Annotated in this window: 15 protein-coding genes and 1 tRNA gene; 9 read left to right on the top strand and 7 right to left on the bottom strand. The window is 55.8% G+C overall.

Annotated features, from left to right (window positions below):
• The first annotated feature begins 24 nt into the window (after window positions 1-24).
• The gene (locus tag SFC07_RS11320; protein WP_411208365.1) at window positions 25-2,061 is read left to right on the top strand and encodes an ATP-dependent DNA helicase UvrD2; all 2,037 of its coding nucleotides are present in this window, start codon (window positions 25-27) and stop codon (window positions 2,059-2,061) included.
• Window positions 2,062-2,101: 40 nt separating this feature from the next.
• Here SFC07_RS11320 and SFC07_RS11315 read toward each other — a convergent pair whose 3' ends face one another.
• Window positions 2,102-2,893, bottom strand: a complete 792-nt coding sequence (locus tag SFC07_RS11315; protein WP_411208364.1) for a hypothetical protein — start codon at window positions 2,891-2,893, stop codon at window positions 2,102-2,104.
• Between the two features lie 76 nt (window positions 2,894-2,969).
• On the opposite strand from SFC07_RS11315, the gene SFC07_RS11310 reads away from it, so the two are divergent.
• Window positions 2,970-3,458 carry a SprT-like domain-containing protein gene (locus SFC07_RS11310; RefSeq protein WP_411208363.1) on the top strand — a complete coding sequence of 163 codons (489 nt, stop codon included), beginning with the start codon at window positions 2,970-2,972 and terminating at the stop codon, window positions 3,456-3,458.
• Here the strand turns inward: SFC07_RS11310 and SFC07_RS11305 are convergent, their stop codons facing one another.
• A complete protein-coding gene (locus SFC07_RS11305) occupies window positions 3,459-4,868 on the bottom strand; it encodes a zinc-dependent metalloprotease (RefSeq protein WP_411208362.1) in 1,410 nt (469 codons plus the stop codon). It abuts the gene before it with no gap.
• A gap of 85 nt (window positions 4,869-4,953) precedes the next feature.
• On the opposite strand from SFC07_RS11305, the gene SFC07_RS11300 reads away from it, so the two are divergent.
• Entirely contained in the window at window positions 4,954-6,009 is a 1,056-nt protein-coding gene (locus SFC07_RS11300; protein WP_411208361.1) for a PDZ domain-containing protein, read from the top strand.
• Here the strand turns inward: SFC07_RS11300 and SFC07_RS11295 are convergent.
• Both SFC07_RS11295 and SFC07_RS11290 read right to left on the bottom strand, forming a co-directional pair.
• On the bottom strand, window positions 6,006-6,683 hold the full coding sequence (locus tag SFC07_RS11295; protein WP_411208359.1) for a hypothetical protein: 678 nt from the start codon (window positions 6,681-6,683) through the stop codon (window positions 6,006-6,008). The genes SFC07_RS11300 and SFC07_RS11295 overlap by 4 nt on opposite strands.
• Window positions 6,684-6,757: 74 nt before the next feature.
• Window positions 6,758-7,282 carry a PPA1309 family protein gene (locus tag SFC07_RS11290; protein ID WP_411208357.1) on the bottom strand — a complete coding sequence of 175 codons (525 nt, stop codon included), beginning with the start codon at window positions 7,280-7,282 and terminating at the stop codon, window positions 6,758-6,760.
• Between the two features lie 100 nt (window positions 7,283-7,382).
• Between SFC07_RS11290 and SFC07_RS11285 the strand changes: the two genes are divergently transcribed.
• Entirely contained in the window at window positions 7,383-10,328 is a 2,946-nt protein-coding gene (locus SFC07_RS11285) for a UPF0182 family protein (protein ID WP_411208356.1), read from the top strand.
• Window positions 10,329-10,368: 40 nt separating this feature from the next.
• Here SFC07_RS11285 and SFC07_RS11280 read toward each other — a convergent pair whose 3' ends face one another.
• Window positions 10,369-11,739 (bottom strand): PLP-dependent aminotransferase family protein, encoded by a 1,371-nt coding sequence (locus SFC07_RS11280; RefSeq protein ID WP_411208354.1) that lies wholly within the window; start codon window positions 11,737-11,739, stop codon window positions 10,369-10,371.
• An 88-nt stretch (window positions 11,740-11,827) separates the two neighbouring features.
• Here SFC07_RS11280 and pdxS point away from each other — a divergent pair, with 88 nt between their 5' ends.
• The 4 genes from pdxS (at window position 11,828) to SFC07_RS11260 (ending at window position 14,869) form a co-directional block, all read left to right on the top strand.
• The gene (pdxS, locus tag SFC07_RS11275) at window positions 11,828-12,736 is read left to right on the top strand and encodes a pyridoxal 5'-phosphate synthase lyase subunit PdxS (protein WP_411208353.1); all 909 of its coding nucleotides are present in this window, start codon (window positions 11,828-11,830) and stop codon (window positions 12,734-12,736) included.
• A complete protein-coding gene (pdxT, locus tag SFC07_RS11270; protein WP_411208352.1) occupies window positions 12,733-13,329 on the top strand; it encodes a pyridoxal 5'-phosphate synthase glutaminase subunit PdxT in 597 nt (198 codons plus the stop codon). Before pdxS ends, pdxT begins: the two co-directional genes overlap by 4 nt.
• A gap of 106 nt (window positions 13,330-13,435) precedes the next feature.
• Window positions 13,436-13,509: transfer RNA gene (locus SFC07_RS11265), tRNA-Met, on the top strand.
• 277 nt (window positions 13,510-13,786) lie between these two features.
• Complete coding sequence (locus tag SFC07_RS11260) at window positions 13,787-14,869, top strand: S1 family peptidase (RefSeq protein WP_411208351.1); 1,083 nt, start codon at window positions 13,787-13,789, stop codon at window positions 14,867-14,869.
• 77 nt (window positions 14,870-14,946) lie between these two features.
• Here SFC07_RS11260 and hisN read toward each other — a convergent pair whose 3' ends face one another.
• Both hisN and SFC07_RS11250 read right to left on the bottom strand, forming a co-directional pair.
• A complete protein-coding gene (gene hisN, locus SFC07_RS11255) occupies window positions 14,947-15,735 on the bottom strand; it encodes a histidinol-phosphatase (RefSeq protein WP_411208350.1) in 789 nt (262 codons plus the stop codon).
• Window positions 15,736-15,741: 6 nt separating this feature from the next.
• Window positions 15,742-16,617: an inositol monophosphatase family protein gene (locus SFC07_RS11250; RefSeq protein ID WP_411208411.1), complete on the bottom strand. Its 876-nt coding sequence runs from the start codon at window positions 16,615-16,617 to the stop codon at window positions 15,742-15,744.
• Window positions 16,618-16,695: 78 nt separating this feature from the next.
• On the opposite strand from SFC07_RS11250, the gene prfB reads away from it, so the two are divergent.
• Window positions 16,696-17,802: a peptide chain release factor 2 gene (prfB, locus tag SFC07_RS11245; protein WP_411208349.1), complete on the top strand. Its 1,107-nt coding sequence runs from the start codon at window positions 16,696-16,698 to the stop codon at window positions 17,800-17,802.
• The last annotated feature ends 501 nt before the right edge of the window (window positions 17,803-18,303 follow it).

Raw genomic sequence — 18,303 nt, 5'->3', positions numbered from 1 at the left:
TTGAAACTCTTAAGGAAAATTTTCGTGATTAATCTGCAGGATCTCGACGAGGATCAACGCATTGCTGCTTCCGCACCACGCGGACCTGTGTGCATCCTCGCCGGAGCCGGCACCGGTAAAACCCGCACCATTACCTATCGCATTGCGCATTTGATCGACCAAGGATTTGTCAGCCCCAATCGTGTTTTGGCGGTAACCTTTACCTCCCGCGCGGCCGGGGAGATGCGCCATCGCCTAAATCTCATGGGAATTGGTGGGGTACAGGCACGTACTTTCCACGCGGCCGCGCGTAAACAATTGCTCTATTTTTGGCCCCAGGTAGCGGGAAATCTGCCGTGGAAACTGCTGGACAATAAATTCCAGCTGGTTGGTCGCGCGGTTCGTGCCTCGCGGTTGGAATCCTCAACTGAAAAAGTTCGCGATATTTTGGGCGAGATTGAATGGGCTAAGGCATCGCTGATTACTCCAGAGCAATATCCCGAAAATTTGGGCACGCGTACGCCTCCTGCTCCTGCGGAAAAAATCGCAGAGGTTTATCGGCGTTATGAAGATATGAAAACTGCACCCGAGGGCATGCTTTTAGATTTTGATGATCTGCTTTTGCATACCGCCGGCGCGCTCGAAAATTCACCCGCGGTAGCAGAAGAATTCCGCGAGCAATATCGCAGCTTTGTGGTGGACGAATATCAAGACGTTACGCCTTTGCAGCAGCGAGTTTTAGAAGCCTGGCTAGGTGATCGTGATGATCTCACTGTGGTGGGTGATGCTAATCAGACGATTTATTCCTTTACCGGAGCCACACCTTCCTATTTGTTGAATTTTTCGCGTACCTATCCGGAGGCAACCGTCGTAAAGCTCCAGCGTGACTATCGCTCCACACCGCAGGTCACCGGATTGGCCAATACCGTTATTGGTCAGGCTAAGGGCCGCGTTGCGGGCACGCGTTTGGAGTTGCAGGGCATGCGCGCGCCGGGGCCGGAGCCTGTGTTTAAGGCTTTTGATGATGAGCCCACTGAGGCGCGCGAGGTGGCGGGTCGGATCCTGACACTACTGGATCAAGGTGTGCCGGCATCTGAGATCGCTGTTCTCTACCGCATCAATGCGCAGTCGGCAGTTTTTGAACAGGCGCTTGCCGATGCCGGAATTGTGTACCAGGTGCGTGGCGGCGAAGGATTTTTTAATCGCACCGAGATTCGCCAAGCCTTGACACAACTCATCCGCGCCGGGCAGCGCGATGTTGATGAAAGCGATCTGGTGCGTCTGACCCAACGCGTTTTGGTGCCACTGGGTTTGAGCTCGGAGGAACCCGAGGGCGCGCAGGAACGCGAGCGGTGGCAATCGCTTAATGCTTTGGTGGAACTGGTCCAAGAGTTGGTGCAAGCCACTCCCGATCTGGATTTGCCGGGGCTGTTGCTCAAATTGCGTGAGCGCCAGGAAGCCAAGCATCCGCCGACTGTTGAGGGTGTGACCTTAGCGTCTTTGCATGCTGCCAAGGGCTTGGAATGGGATGCGGTATTCCTGGTGGGGCTCATCGATTCCACTTTGCCGATCAGCCATGCCATTAAATCTGGCGATGAGGCGATCGAGGAGGAGCGTCGACTCTTTTATGTGGGCGTGACTCGTGCCCGCGAGCATCTTTTCTGCTCCTGGGCGCTGGCGCGTCAAGAAGGCGGAAGGAAATCGCGGAAACGCAGCCGCTTCCTCGACGGAATTGTGCTGGATATGCTGCCTGAGTCGGGCGCTGCGCGGAGCAATCGTCCCCGCAATTGCCGGGTGTGTGGAAATCCTTTGGATACCGCTGCCGAAAAGGTAGTCGGCCGGTGCTCGAGCTGCCCGCCGCAGGCTGAGGAGGAAGTTTATGAGGCGCTTCGCAGCTGGAGAAACGATACGGCGCGTCAAGAAAACAACGCTGCATATATGGTCTTTAGCAACGCCACCTTGATGGCGATCGCCGAGATGAAACCCACCAATGAGAATGAGCTGCTCAGCGTGCCAGGCGTGGGCCCGATGAAGATCGAAAAATACGGCGAGGACGTGCTGGAGATCCTCCGCAGCACCTAGGCCGGAGCTACTAAGGCCGACCCCACAACAAGCGAGCCACCTAACCCCAGCACAGCGGACACCGCGGGTGCGGGGCGAGGTGGCTTTTGCGATAGGCGCCCAGGTGTGGATCGACCTCCTCAACCTCGCCGGGCAGCCAGGAGTCCGCGCTCACCAGCGCCGCCAAACGCGCAGCGGTGGCTGCCTCCGCAATGGGGTCGGCATGGGTGGGGCCATTGGGATGCTGGCTGACCAGTGCATGCCAATGCGGATCGATATCACTGCGGTGCAAATCCACGCACAATAAACACGGCCCCACACCATCCCGCCGCCCCGGGCCGATCAGCCCGCGGGAATCAATCAACGCCGCACTGAGGTAGGTGGGTGCGCACTCCGCGAGCAGAGGCGCCAGATTGCGGGTGTGCGCCAAACGATTAATCACCAAAATATGCGATGCGGGTCTTTGGAAAAACTCACGAGAATTCTCATCGTTGATCCGGGTGCGCGGATTAAACCCGGCCGCTTCCAGCAACGCCGAGGTCGCGTCGACAAGCGTGCCATGCCCGTAGAGCAACACGGGCGCGGTGGCCGTTTCACGGACCACCCCAAAAGCGAGGAGATCCTCAACGAGGCTGAGCGCGGCAACGGTGCCAAGACCCGCCGCACTGAGCTTGTCGACGACACCCGCCACCGGTTTGGGCTCGCGCAGATGGAGCAAAATCGAGGTGATCGCTGCTATGAATGCCGGATCGATTTCTAAGACACCCGATCGCGTGGCGTCGATACCAAATTGGATTGCGGAATCGGGACGCACCACAATCTGCACTGCGTCGGATAATTTGATGTGTGTCATGGAATCCTTCAATAAATTCCACGGCAAAAACCTGCCACCCCGTGCACTCATTTCACCACAGATACAATGAGCTGTCATGCAGGAAATTGAGGTTATTCGATCAGCCCGACGCACCCGAACTGTGCAGGCGAAAATTGTTGATGGTCGAATCCAAGTCCGCATCCCGGCGCGGATGTCCAAAGCGGAGGAAGAAAAAGCCGTTGCCGAGATCGTGGCAAAGCTGAAGCGAAAAACGCGATCGTCCGTCTCAAGCGATGCCGATCTCATGGCGCGGGCACATCGACTCAACGCCGCGGTACTGGAGGGCAAAGCCACTGTTAAAAGCGTGCGTTGGGTGAGCAATCAAAATACTCGTTGGGGATCATGCACCATCTCCACTGCCGAGATTCGTATTTCCGATCGGCTGCGCGAGGTGCCGGATTATGTGCTCGATTCGGTGCTGGTGCATGAGTTAACGCATACGTTTATCTCCGGCCACGGGCCGGAGTTTTGGGAGTGGGCAAATAAAACGCCCTTGGCCGAGCGGGCCAAGGGCTATTTGGAAGCGTTGCAGCGCTGGGGCTGATTACTCCTTTGAATCTGGGGTTTCGCCTTCGCCGGGCTCGCCAGGGGTGCCGGGCTCGCCGTCTTTCTTTTCGGCTTCCTCAGCGAGCAGCTTTTCCAAAGCGGTGATTTCCGCGATGGGGTCGAAGGACTCGGCATCGGATTCTCCGAGCAAGCTATCGATAAACTCAGCTGGCTTTTCCACATCTTCTGCGGTGGGCAGGAAGTCGGGGTGATCCCAGATTGCATCGCGGCGCTTAACACCTACGGCGTTTTCCACACGACGCCACAGCTCTGCCGCCTCTGCGACCTTAGGTGCGCCGAGCTCAATGCCAACAACCTTAGCGAAGGCCTGCTCGGCATTTCCGCCAGTGGCGCGACGGCGACGCCACGCTTCATTCATGGCCTCGGTGCTAGGAATACGATCGCCTATGGCCTGGGTGACAACAAGATCAACCCAGCCTTCGACCAAAGCCAACAGGGTTTCCAAACGAGCAACGGCATTGGCATTGCGGGAACCAATGCGTGGGGAAAGATCCATGCCCTGGAGCTCATTCATCATTTCCTGCAGGCGCTCAGGATCTGGATTATCCATTTGGAAGCTGCCCATTGCTTCTTGGATATGGGAGGTATCAATTTCTAGACCGGCAGCGTATTCCTCAACGGAGGAGACTAGACGCTCAACTAGCCAAGGCACATGCTTAAACAGGCGCTGGCGGGCAGCTTCGCGGGCGCAAACATAAACCAGCATTTCCTGCGGTGCGATATCAAGTCCCTTGGATGCCTCAGCCAGGTTGATTGGCAAAATCGCAGAAACGCCGGCAGGGGAGACGGGGAGTCCGAAGTCAGAGCCACTGAGAGTCTGCTTGGCTAGATCGCCCAAAGCGTTGCCCAGCTGCATGCCGAAGTTCATTGATGACATGGAGTTCATCATCTGAGACATCGGGCCCATCATCTCGCGGGCTTCCTCAGGGAGGTTTTCTAATTGTGCCTTATTCATTTGCTCGGCAACTGGGGTGACCAAGCGCTTCCAAACTGGCAGTGTATTGGAAAGCCAATCTTCGGCATTCCAGGCAATAACGCGGTGGCCGGAAGTGGGAAGCTCGGTGGAATCATCAAGCCATAGTTCCGCTAGGCGCAGGGATTCTTCCACTGCTTCTTGATCGGATTTCTTAATGGCAGCTACGTTTCCGATTTGCTGGCGGGCAATGCGTGCTGCGAGGTCATAATTAACGGGGCCGGAGGCATCAGGTGAGTTCATAGAGTCGCCCATGCCGGAGAGCATTTGGCCAAACTGGTTGAGGATATCGCCTAATCCACCTGCTCCCATATTGCCGCCGAAGAAGCCGAAAGGATCGTTGTTGTTACGGTTCCTGTCGTTGTCATCGTCGTCGTTGTTTCCGAAAGAGAAACCGAAGCCATTGGAATTCATACCTACCAATCTACAAGGCGCCTATTTGTCAATGCCATGATCTAAACAACGCTGTTAGCGAACACAGGTTGTAGGGTGGATATTCGTGAACCGCCGACTGAAAACCCTGACGTGGGGTGCAATCCCTTTAGTGGCTCTGGCCTCTCTGGTAAGCATTGACCATATTCCAGGCACCGATATCAACCTGAGCGTGCCTTATGCTGCTGAAGGCCCCGGGCCAACCTTTAACACTCTTGGAGAAGTTGAGGGCGAAGATGTGGTGTCTATTGAGGGCGCCGATCTTGATGAGGTCAGTGGAAATCTCAATATGACCACCGTGTCGGTACGCTCCGGGATGACTCTTTCCCAAGCCTTGTCGCGCTGGCTTTTTACCGATGACACTCTCGTGCCTATTGAGCAGATCTTCCCAGCCGGACAAAGCGCTGAAGAAGTACAGCAGTCCAACCGCACTGCCTTTATTTCTTCAGAGGCCAATGCCACCATCGCTGCGATGAATTATCTCAAGATGCCCGTCAAGGTTGAGGTCGCAGAAGTGGTAGCCGATAGTGCTGCTTCCGACCACTTTGAGGTGGGCGATTATCTATTAAGCATCGATGGCACCGAGATTAAGACCCCCGGCGAGGCACAAACGATCGTGCGGTCCAAGGCTCCTGGCGATACTGTGACGATCCGCTATGAGCGCAATGGTGCAGAGGCGGAAGAGAGCATCACTCTGGGCGAGCATCCCGATGATTCATCAGTAGCGCTTTTAGGAATCTCTATGACCTCGGTTCCTGCCAATGGCATCAACGTTGATTACAACTTGGAAGATGTCGGAGGTCCGAGTGCAGGTATGATGTTCTCGCTGGCAGTCGTCGACAAGCTCTCTGAGGGGCGGCTTAATGGTGGCAAATTTGTGGCCGGTACTGGCACTATCTCTGAAGATGGCACGGTGGGCTCAATCGGTGGCATTGCGCATAAGGTGCGCGCTGCTGAGGAGGCGGGCGCGGAGGTATTTTTGGCGCCGGCCGACAACTGCGCAGAGGCGATGAGTGCAAAACCGGAGGATATGACCATTTTGGAGGTCACAACCTTGGACAATGCCATCACTCAGATGGAGGCTTTTGCCCAAGGTGGAGATTATGAAACCTGCGGCAGCTAATTTTTAGCCGTGGTGCTCGGCTCGGCGGACTCTGAGGCTGCAGCTGAGGTCGCAGCAGAAGTTGAGGCGGACTCGGTGGCCTCAGAGGCTGGCTCCTCCGCCAATCCGAGCTCATAGATGCGCTCTTCGGGATCAATTTTGTCCGAGGAGACCATCTGCTGCAGAACCAGGCCCTTGTCATTATCAACCACGGTAATAATCGACATGGTGCCAATCGTGGTCCAACCAACCACCTTCGAACCGGTATCCTCAACCACCCGCGAACTGCGCAGCTCAGTCAGCAGCTGGGTGGTGCTGGTGGCCTTGGAGGCATTATCAAAAAACTGAAATTGCCCCACTTCAGAACCGGAACACGCATAGGAATCCTCCACACCGGAAGGATCGCAGGTATCAAATTGCGCAAAAAGTTCCTCCGGCGCCACCGAGGAAAAAACCTCGTACACCTTCTGAATGTCCTTTTTCATACCCGCAGCGCTTGTCGACGAAGCCTCAGTGCTTGCGGTTTCCGTTAAGGTTCTGCTACCTGGGCTTGTCGACGAGATGCTGGAGGTCGTCGGCGTCTGGCTGGAACTTTCCCCGGTGTTTTCACCGCCACTGGTGCATGCAGCTAAAAGTGGAATAAGCGCCACAAATCCCAGTGCAACGCGGGCCTGCTTATGCGGATTGGACGCCACAGTGTGAACTCCTAGCTATAAAGACGCGGGGCTTAACTAAATCGATCTTAGTCAAGTCTGCCAGATTGTCAGATCTAAAACTCTTCTGGATCAGCTTCCAAGGTATAGCGCAGCGCGGCAATAACACCAGGAGCAACACCAGGTCCGCCGCGAAGCTCGATCTCATCTTCGGCAAAAGGACCGCGTGCTTCCAATTCTTCTTCCGTTGGGCGCAGCTGCAAAAGGGTCAATTCAGCCTCCCCCCGCAGTACCCCAGAAAATAGGCGTGCGGGACGAGCTTCAGATCCGGGTTCCGAGATGTCGGTGAACATTATTTCCTGCGCCAAAATGGCACCGGCGATTTCCTGAGGCCAGGCCAGGCGGGAAATATAGTCGCCCAAAGCCTCGGAGCCGGGCAGCAGGTTGTCAGGAAGATTGTCCTGAACCACTAGGGTGAGCGGGGATTCTTCCGATTCACTGTCAAGAGTATCCAAGAGCATTTCAGTGGGGACAAGTGCGAAAAGGGTAGGGCCGGCATCCCAACCTTCGGCATGGATAAAGTCCACAGCCTCCAACATGGCTTTGTTCAGGGCTTGTGGAGAGTAAATGGCATTATTCATTGATTTTTTCCTTTGTGGAGAATACTTGTTGGTCTTTATTGGTGATTAAACCGTAGAGTAGGGGGGAAAAGCAGAATCACGTATACATAAGGATATTGTCTTGTCGACTGGTCTTACACCTCCGCCCCAACCGATCAAGAGACCTCCAAAGGCGGTGACGTGGATCTTTGGCATTATTGCGCTAATCATCCTCATTACCCCAATGAGTGTCGGTTTTTATACCGACTGGCTTTGGTTTGGTGAAGTAGACTTCCGCGGTGTCTTTAGCAAGGTGCTTGTTACTCGCATCGTGCTGTTTGTAATTTTTGCGCTTATTGCCGGTTTTGTCACATGGCTTGCTGGTTACTTTGCCATCAAACTCCGTCCCGATGAAATAGCAGCCTTTGATCGTGATTCTCCGGTCTATCAGTACCGCCAGATGATCGAAAATAGCCTGCGACGCATCTTGGTATTCGTTCCGATTTTTGTGGGACTTTTGGCAGGTTTGGTGGGCCAACGTGCCTGGCGCACCGTGCAGCTGTGGCTCAACCGCCAGCCATTTGGCATTGAAGATCAGCAATTTGGCAAGGACTATGGCTTCTATGCCTTCGACCTGCCAATGATTCGCCTGGTAGTGGAGTCCTTCTCTCTGCTGCTCATCATCGCATTTGTTATCGCCTTGGTGGGCCACTACCTCCTGGGTGGTATCCGCGCTGGTAACCAGATGACTGGCCAAAAGTCTTATGTTTCCCGCGGTGCTCGCGCACAGCTGGCAATCACTGCTGGTATTTGGATGCTTTTACAGGTCGCCTCCTATTGGTTGGATCGTTATGATCTGCTGACTCAGGAAAACTCCACCTTCACCGGTGCCGGTTACACCGATATCAATGCTCAATTGCCAGCAAAGATCATCCTCATGGTCATTGCACTATTTGTGGCCTTTGCCTTCTTCTCTACGATTTTCCTGCGTGATCTTCGGATCCCAGGACTAGCTGTGGTGTTGATGGTTTTAAGCTCCGTGGTCATCGGTGCCGTCTGGCCTTTGATGCTGGAACGATTCTCCGTGCAGCCAAACCGTGCGGAAAAAGAATCCGAGTACATTTCCCGCAATATTGAATCCACCCGTTTTGCCTATGGCATTACCGATGAGGATGTCACCTACGAGGAAAACTGGGGCGCTGGCGAAACCACGAATGCGGAAGTCGCTGCAGACTCTGCAACCATTTCCAATATTCGTTTGCTGGATCCACAGATACTGTCTCCGACCTTCACCCAGCAGCAACAGCTACGTAACTTCTACGGCTTCCCTGACCAATTGGCCATGGACCGCTTTGAAGTTGATGGCGAATTGCGCGACTTTGTGGTGGCTGCCCGTGAGCTTGATCCAAACTCCCTCCAGCAAAACCAGCAGGACTGGATCAACCGCCACACTGTTTATACCCACGGCAATGGCTTCATTGCGGCCCAGGCCAACCAGGTTGATGAGGTTGCCCGCGATGTCGGATCAACCCGTGGTGGTTACCCGGTCTATACCGTTTCCGATCTGCAGTCCAATGCCCGCGCTGCGGAAAGCGAAGATGCTGAAGAACTAGGCATCAAGGTAGACCAACCTCGCGTTTACTATGGGCCACTCATTGCCTCGGCAGCCGATGGCGCTGACTATGCCATCGTTGGCGATACCGGCGATGGCCCAGTGGAATATGACACCGATACCTCCAGCTACACCTATGAAGGTGAAGGCGGAGTGGGCATTGGCAACCTGGTAAACCGTGCCGCTTTTGCGCTGCGCTACCAGGAAATGAATATGCTGCTCTCCGATCGCGTGGGCGCAGATTCCAAGATCCTCTTCGAGCGCGATCCACGTGCGCGTGTGGAAAAGGTTGCGCCTTGGCTGACCACTGACTCCAAGACCTACCCAACCGTTATTGATGGTCGCATCAAGTGGATTGTTGATGGCTACACCACCTTGGATAGCCTGCCTTATTCCACTCGTTCCTCTTTGACCGAGGCCACCCAGGATACGATCACTCCCGACGGCACCCAGCAGCAGCTGATTACCGATCAGGTGGGATATATCCGCAACTCGGTCAAGGCCGTTGTTGATGCCTATGACGGCAGCGTTGAGCTCTATGAGTTTGATACTGAGGATCCAGTACTGAAGGCGTGGCGCGGAGTGTTCCCAGATTCCGTTAAGCCGGAATCTGAAATCTCCGATGAGCTGCGTGCTCACCTGCGCTACCCAGAAGACCTCTTCAAGGTACAGCGCGACATGCTGGCCAAGTACCACGTTGATGATTCCGGCACCTTCTTCACCAACGATGCTTTCTGGTCTGTGCCTAGCGATCCAACCGCAGCTGAAGGCCTGCAGGAACTCAAGCAGCCCCCTTATTATGTTGTCGCTGCTGATCCAGAGACCGGCGAGTCCAGCTTCCAGCTGATCACTCCTTTCCGCGGCCTTCAGCGCGAGTACCTCTCTGCCCACATGTCTGCATCTTCGGATCCAGAAACCTATGGACAGATCACCGTGCGTGTCCTGCCAACAGATTCCACTACCCAGGGACCAAAGCAGGCCCAGGACGCCATGATGTCTTCTGACCAAGTGGCGCAGGACCAAACCCTGTGGCGCGGATCCAATGATCTGCACAACGGTAATCTGCTGACCTTGCCTGTCGGCGGGGGAGAGATCCTCTACGTTGAGCCGATTTACTCGCAGCGTAAGGATCAAGCCTCGGCCTTCCCGAAGCTGCTGCGCATGTTGGTCTTCTACAAGGGCCAGGTTGGTTACGCACCGACTATCGCAGAGGCGTTGTCTCAGGTGGGTATTGATCCCGCCGCCGCCCAGGACATCGTCGAAGTGGATGGCAATGTGGTAGAGCCAGAGGCCACCCCAGCAGAACCTGCTGCGGACACTCCGGCCACTCCTGCTGCTAGCCAGGCAGAAGGAATCGCTGCGATCAATGATGCACTGAGCAATCTTGAGGCAGCAAAGGACGGTTCCTTCGAGGAGTATGGTCGCGCCCTCGACGCCCTTGACCAGGCAGTCGAAAGCTACCAGTCAACTCCTTAAACAGTTGAGAAAAGCACTCCAGGTTCTCCTGGAGTGCTTTTTATGCGCTAATCGCATCGGCAATCTCAGCGAGCACCCAATCGAGTGTGTCATCATCATGGGAACCAAACCCAAATACAATCCCATTCTCTGCACCCGCACCGCCCCAATATTGCGAAAGCGCAGTCACCTGGAGACCACGCATCGCTAGCTTCTCGACGACCACCTCTGCGGGTGTTGCGGTGATCAAAACGGCGTGCAGGCCACCATCAATTGGGCGCAATTGTGCGCCGGGCAATGCGCTGAGGCGCTCATTAACGATGCTGCGCCTGCGGCGATAGACCCTTCTGAGGCGCTGGGTGCGACGTCGTAAAGCACCTGAGGCCAGGTAAGTGGCAAGCGCGGCCTGGGTGATCGCGCCGACTGGCTGGCCGAGGATCCCACGCAGCTGCGCCAACTGGTGGGCAAGCGGCGTGGGCAGGAGGAGATAACCGCAAGCGATCTGCGGAGTAATAACCGAGGAAAAAGTACCGAGCAGCACCGTGCGATCGGGGGCTAGCGCGGTGAGCGGAGGCAGTGGCATGCCGACATAACGCAGCTCGGAATCGAAGTCGTCTTCAATGAGCAAGGTATCGCTGTTCTCAGCCCAGTTGACCAAGGCGGTGCGTCGGGCAGCTGGCAGCGATCCGCCATAGGGGTATTGGTGGCTGGGGGTGAGCAGGAGTGCATCGAGATCGGTGGGCAGATCCGAGACCATAAGACCATTGGAATCGGTTGGGAGATCGCGGAGGTGGTGTCCCAAGGTCTCAGGGATACGGCGCAAACTAGGATAGCCCGGCGCTTCCACACCGATCGTGGCCTGCGCGAACGTCCGCAGCAGCAGAGTCAAACCCTCGCGAGCACCGGCGGTAACGATAATGCGATCGGGATCGCAGACGAGTCCGCGCATGCGCCTTAAGTGCTCTGCGATTTCGCTTCGCAAATCCGCCAAGCCAGCATCGGGAATATTCTGCGGGGGATTGGCACAGGCGGTGCGCCACGCAGCTCGCCATGCGGAATCCGCCAGAGTCGCCGTATCGGGAATACCGGGATCGAGATTGAGTAGCGGGGGAGCGGGAGTCGGAGTTTTGCGATGCGTTTTCTCTGCTTCCAAGGGCTTTAATTGGTGCAGATTGGGATTAATAATCGTGCCGGAACCATGGGTGCTGCTGAGGTATCCTTCGGCCGCTAGTTGGTCATAGGCGGTCACCACGCTCCCCCGTGATACCCCCAAACGGTTAGCCAATGCACGAGTGCTGGGCACGGGGTCGCCGGGGCTGAGAATTCCCTTGGCCAGCAGATTGCGGATTTGGGCTGTGAGCTGTGCTGGAATGGGTGTCGTGGAGGCCGGATTGAGGACCAAAGGCAAGGTGGATACGAGGTCAGAGCGCATGGGTTTAGCCTGCACCCAAAAGTGGTCTAATGCAACTAGTCGAATGTGGATCTATTCCTAGACCACTTTGGGGAGTTGGATAATTGCCATGACTGAACATATTCAAGACAATAACCAGGCAACCGCCACCACCCGCGTGAAGCGCGGACTCGCCGATATGCTCAAGGGCGGTGTGATCATGGATGTGGTCACCCCTGAGCAAGCTCGCATCGCTGAGGACGCCGGCGCCACTGCCGTCATGGCACTTGAGCGAGTCCCTGCCGATATCCGTTCTCAAGGCGGCGTGGCTCGTATGAGCGATCCAGACCTCATCGAAGGCATCATCAACGCCGTGTCCATCCCCGTGATGGCGAAAGCACGCATCGGCCACTTCGTTGAAGCTCAGATCCTGGAATCCCTCGGCGTTGACTTCATTGACGAGTCTGAGGTGCTCAGCCCTGCCGACTACACCCACCACATCAACAAGTGGAACTTCCAGGTTCCTTTCGTCTGCGGTGCCACCAACCTCGGCGAGGCACTGCGCCGCATCACCGAAGGTGCCGCAATGATCCGCTCCAAGGGCGAGGCTGGTACCGGCGACGTCTCCGAGGCCGTGCGCCACCTGCGCACCATTCGCGGCGATATCAACCGCCTGCGCACCCTCGACGAGGATGAGCTCTACGTTGCCGCTAAGGAACTGCAAGCACCATTTGACCTGGTCCGCGAGGTAGCGCAGACCGGCAAACTCCCAGTTGTCACCTTCGTTGCCGGCGGCGTGGCCACCCCAGCCGATGCCGCACTCGTGCGCCAAATGGGCGCCGAAGGCGTCTTTGTCGGCTCCGGCATCTTCAAATCCGGCAACCCAGCCGCCCGCGCCGCCGCGATTGTCAAGGCCGCAACGCTTTACGACGACCCCGCTGCGCTCGCCGAAGTTTCCCGCGGTCTCGGCGAAGCCATGGTTGGCATCAACGTTTCCGATGTTCCTGCTCCTCACCGTTTGGCGGAGCGCGGCTGGTGATTATCGGAGTGCTGGCACTCCAAGGTGGAGTTGATGAACACCTGCAGATGCTTGAAGAACTGGGGGTAAGCGGACGTAAAGTGCGCCTAGCCCGAGATCTTGAAGGTATTGATGGCATCATCTTGCCTGGTGGGGAATCTTCAGTAATGGATAAGCTCGCGCGAGCCCTCGATCTTGCCGAGCCCTTGAGACAACGCATCGCAGCGGGGCTACCCGTCCTCGCGACCTGCGCTGGCCTCATCTACACCGCTAAAACCGTGGACAATCCTGCACCGGGGCAGCAGACCTTGGGAGTTCTAGATATTACAGTGCACCGAAATGCCTTCGGCAGCCAAAAAGATTCCTTTGATACGGCACTAGATGTCACGCTGCCAACAGGTGTGCTGGAAAAAGTGCAGGCCTCTTTTATCCGCGCACCCGAGGTTATTTCCTGCGGTGAGGGAGTTACCCCAATCGCTCGTCTCAACAATGGAGCAGTAGTGGGGGCAATGCAGGGAAATGTCCTGGCGCTTTCATTCCATCCGGAGGAGTCTGGTGATTCCAGAGTCCATCAGGCCTGGATTAATACCCTTGAGAAGGTCTCTGACCAGTAGATTTGATGTATTGCCTAGCGCTCTGTATAGTTTTAACACGTTGCCACAGAGCGTGAAAGCAATTTCCACTTATGGCAGAGATTAAATGACACTTAAGTCATTGCGTCGCGGGATGGAGCAGCTCGGTAGCTCGCTGGGCTCATAACCCAGAGGTCGTAGGTTCAAATCCTGCTCCCGCTACTAATCAAAAATCCTCTTCAACTTCGGTTGAAGAGGATTTTTTGCATGCTGACGCCGACGCGCGGGAGGGGTTCGTCGAAAAGCACCCCCAAATACCCCTGAAAACCTGGTTTTTACCCTTAAACCCGCAGCTCATGGGTGGTATCTGGTTAGTGCTTGTGCGGTTCTGGGGTCAACTAGGTCACACTTATGAAATCTTCGCTTCAAAGTGATGTGGGACATGGCACTATGTAGATTATTGCCCGTTTCATGTTATGAAAGTGAACTAAAGATCCTTATGCGACTCCCGGTCTCACGCCGTGCCATCTTTTCCGCGTCAATTCTGCTTGCTGGAGTGAGTTTGACCGCGCCGGCAGCGCACGCAGCCGACTGGGTGGATACAACGGCCGTGGTGGATCAGGCAAATGCGCAACTTTCACAATTTGGGGTCACTCTGGACCGTAGCGCTGCGGAAAACTTTGATGAAACCACTAATGCTTCCATCGACGCGGCACTTGCTCCTTATGGAATAACCGAGACTCCCGCAGGCCAGGTTGTGGAGCAGCCCTTGGCGCCTCCTGCTGACGCTGCGGCCATGCAGTCAATCTCGGATTCTGCGCCAGCAGTGCAGCAGGCGCTCCCGAACTATGTGGTCCGCAATGATGTTCAGGCTCAGGTAATGGCTGCAACTCTTGGTGATGTTGTGCACCGCGTCCCCGGTTCCTGGTTTAATGCGCCGTCAGTTCCAGTTGAATCACAGGTCGCGGAACAAGAAGGCCAATCCCTCTACGGACCAGGCACTCCGATTTACCTTGATGGCACTGCGATGTGCACCCTCGCTGTTACCGGAACTGATGCTGATGGTCGCAAAATTGGCATTACTGCAGGTCACTGTGGTCAGGCGGGCGATGCCGTGCGTTCTGCAGATTCCTATTGGGTGGGCGATTCCGGAACCGTTGTTTATAACGCACCGAATGCGGATTATTCCGTGATTGAGTTCGGCTCTAATGCACAGCTGACCAATTCTTATAATGGCATTACCGTCAACTCTGTCGGCGGGGGAGTTGCTCCTGGTCAACAGGTGTGCAAGAGTGGCGTGGCTACCGGCTTGACCTGCGGAGTTGTTTGGTCTGCCGATGAACGCCTGTCCATGTCCCAGTTATGTGCTGGCCGTGGCGATTCCGGAGCTCCAGTATTTGTGGAGAACCGCCTGGTGGGCATTGTCTCCGGCGGCGTGATTCCAAACTATGATCTCTCCTGCACCACGCCTTTGCAGGGACCACTCTTTATGCCATCGCTGTCCGTAAATATGGACCAGGTTCTTGGCGATCTGGATACCCTCAATGGTCCAGGTCGCGGTTTCCAGCCAACTGCTGGCTAGACCTTTAAAGAAGAGAGGACCTCGCTGCCGAATTGGCCAGCGAGGTCCTCTTTTATTGCCGGGCTATAGCCACGAGCTTAGGACTGCTTAAAGCGGTCCAAAACCTCTTGGTGCAGCAGACCATTGGTAGCGATCGCATCGCCACCATGTGGGCCGTCAACACCTGCAAGGGAGGTGAAGCGACCGCCGGCCTCAGTGACCAAAATTGATAGAGGTGCTAGATCCCACAGGCTGACCTCTGGTTCCGCGGCGATATCCACGGCACCTTCGGCAACGAGGCAGTAGGAGAAGAAATCGCCAAAGCCGCGCAGGCGCCAGACGTCATCGCTTAACTCCACAAATTGTTCGCGCAGCTTGCGCTCTTCCCAACCAGAGAGGGAAGAAAAAGAGATGGAGGCATCTTCCAACTTGGATACGGAAGAAACCTGTAGCTTGCGTGGGGAAGCGCCATTGAAGGTACGCCAGGCACCTGCGCCCTCGGCAGCCCACCAGCGACGAGCCAAAGCCGGAGCAGAGACAACACCTGCGACTGGTCGACCATTATCCAACAGTGCGATCAAAGTAGCCCAGACTGGGACTCCGCGCACGAAGTTTTTGGTGCCATCGATGGGATCGATAATCCACTGGCGGCCGCTAAGCTCTACATCGCCGCCAAATTCTTCACCCAAAATGGCATCAGCAGGACGGGCGGTGCTGAGCTTTTCCCGCAGTGCTTCTTCGGTCGCAAGATCGGCATCGCTTACGGGAGTCATATCAGGCTTGGAGGAAACCTCCAGGTCAGTGGCCTCAAAGCGGTCGAGGGTGAGGGAATCGGCAAGTTCAGCTAATTCCAGGGCAAGGGCTAGGTCATCGGCGTAGTTACTCATGATGTCCTAGTCTAGTGCGCTTAGGGTATCGGAAATCTCAGCGACGGCCTCGGCGTTTCCTGCAACACACCAGGTGACACCGCCCGCTTCAACCTTCACGCAGGCGCCACCCACACCTTCAATCAGCGCGCGGCCGGGCAGCCAATCCCAATCGGCCACGCTGTGCTGCACCCAAGCGCCGACACTGCCTTCAGCAATTCCGGCCAAATCCACAGAGCCCGCACCAAACATTCTGATCGTGGCAGGCTTGGTGACGACGCTGCGCCACACCTCATGAATCTGCTCATCAGCCAAACGGGTGGGGTGAATATAAGTGGCAAGCGAAATAGCGCTCAGGGGTTCGTCGACAAGCATCTTGAGCTCCTGACCGTCGCGCGTGGTCCGGATACCCGGGCCACCAAACCACGTATAACCCATGGCAGGGCGGTGTACCGCCCCAAAAAGCAGGCGCTCCGGCTGTGCCGGCTCACCCTCCACAAGCGCCAGCGCGGAGCACCAATAATCGGAGCCGCGGGTGAAATTATAGGTGCCATCGACTGGGTCGATGACCCAAAAACGACCGCTTTTCGACGGCCGGTTGGCGCCTTCCTCACCGATCACACCATCCTCAGGTCGCAGCGCTTCCAAAGCCCCGGCCACAAAAGACTCGGCGGCGCGGTCAGCATCGGTGACAACATCGGAAATGGAGGTCTTGAAATCAGTTGCGACACCATTTTCACGCATGCGCCACGCGAGGCGACCGGCGTTATAAACCAAAGCTTGGGCCAAATGTTCATCACTGTCTTGCTCATGCGCAATAACGAAAGTTTTGGTGATGGTCTTGATCATGTCATCTAAGCTGGTGGCTGGATGAGTCTGCTCGGGATTATTCATACCTACTATTGTGCATCCCTTAAGCTCAGCGTGCCGAACAGGGCGGAGTTCTTAGCTTGCAGCGGTGAACAGGTAACATATGCAAACATGCGTCCCGAAATTTCTGCAGCACTTTCTGAGCTTGATAGCACCCTCACGACCATTGAGAAGGTACTGAACCCGGAAGAAATGTCCGACCGAGTTCGAGAACTAGAAGCCCAGGCAGCAGATCCTTCACTCTGGGACGACCCCGACCACGCCCAGCAGGTCACCTCTGAGCTCTCCCATGTACAAGCTGAGCTGCGCAAAATTACCGAGCTGCGCCAGCGCGTGGAAGATCTCCCCATCATGTACGAACTCGCCGAGGAAGAAGACGGCGATACCTCCGTAGCTGATGAAGAACTCGGGGACCTGCGCGCTGCCATTGAGGCTCTGGAAGTAAAGACCATGCTTTCCGGCGAATACGACGCCCGCGAAGCCGTTATTAACATCCGCTCCGGCGCAGGTGGCGTTGACGCTGCCGACTGGGCCGAAATGCTCATGCGCATGTACACCCGCTGGGCCGAAAAGAATGGCCACAAGGTCGATGTTTATGACATCTCCTATGCCGAAGAAGCTGGCATCAAATCCGCCACCTTTGTTATCCATGGCGACTATATGTACGGCCAGCTTTCCGTGGAACAGGGCGCACACCGACTCGTGCGCATCAGCCCCTTTGATAACCAAGGCCGCCGCCAAACCTCATTTGCCGAGGTAGAGGTGCTGCCGGTGGTAGAAAAAACTGACTCCATTGAGATCCCCGATAACGAGATCCGCGTGGATGTTTACCGCTCCTCAGGCCCTGGCGGACAGTCCGTGAACACCACTGACTCCGCCGTTCGCCTTACTCACATTCCCACCGGCATCGTTGTGACCTGCCAAAATGAGAAATCGCAGATCCAAAACAAGGCCTCTGCGATGCGAGTTCTCCAGGCGAAACTGCTCGAGCGCAAGCGTCAAGAAGAGCGAGCTGAGATGGATGCCCTCGGTGCCGGCGGCAATGCTTCCTGGGGAAATCAGATGCGGTCCTATGTTTTGCACCCTTATCAAATGGTGAAGGATCTGCGCACCAACTTCGAGGTGAACGATCCACAGAAGGTGCTCGACGGCGATATCGACGGCTTCCTCGAAGCGGGAATTCGCTGGCGCATGGCCGAGCAAAACAGCGAGAGCTAGTTTTGGCTGCTTTTCAGGTGGAGCTTTAGGTGGGGCTTTGAGATTTTGCCCCTGTGACCTGAGTTCGGCCTGAGTTCGGCTCGGGAGTGGCCGGGAATGGCAGGGGATTGGCTTAGTTTTGGTCCAGTTTTAGCTCGGGAGTGGACGGGGAGCGACCCCGAGTCGGCCCGACGTCGGCCCGGAGTGGCGAAAGTGTGCCAGATTCTACAAGAAATTGCTCCACATGTTCTACCTTGTAGGTTCTGGCACAAAAATCGACCCTGATCTGTGCCAGAATCTACAAGAAGCGTGTCTTTGGGGCAATTCTTGTAGCCTCAGGGACAAGCCGTGAATAAAATTGCCATCTGCCCTAATTTCATAGGGCTCTAGATTGCCTTCTAAGGCTTTAATGGGGGCAGTCTAACACTAAAGCTCATTTTGGCAATAGGGGCGCTTAAAACGGCTTGCTGTTAATAATGGATTTACCCGTGTTTTAGCTGAGAATGTTTAGGCAAAATAGTC

This window comes from Corynebacterium callunae (assembly GCF_046592015.1).
Classification (GTDB): Bacteria; Actinomycetota; Actinomycetes; order Mycobacteriales; family Mycobacteriaceae; genus Corynebacterium; species Corynebacterium callunae_A.
Note: the sequence above shows the minus strand (reverse complement) of the source record. Positions and strands in the feature narration are given on the sequence as shown.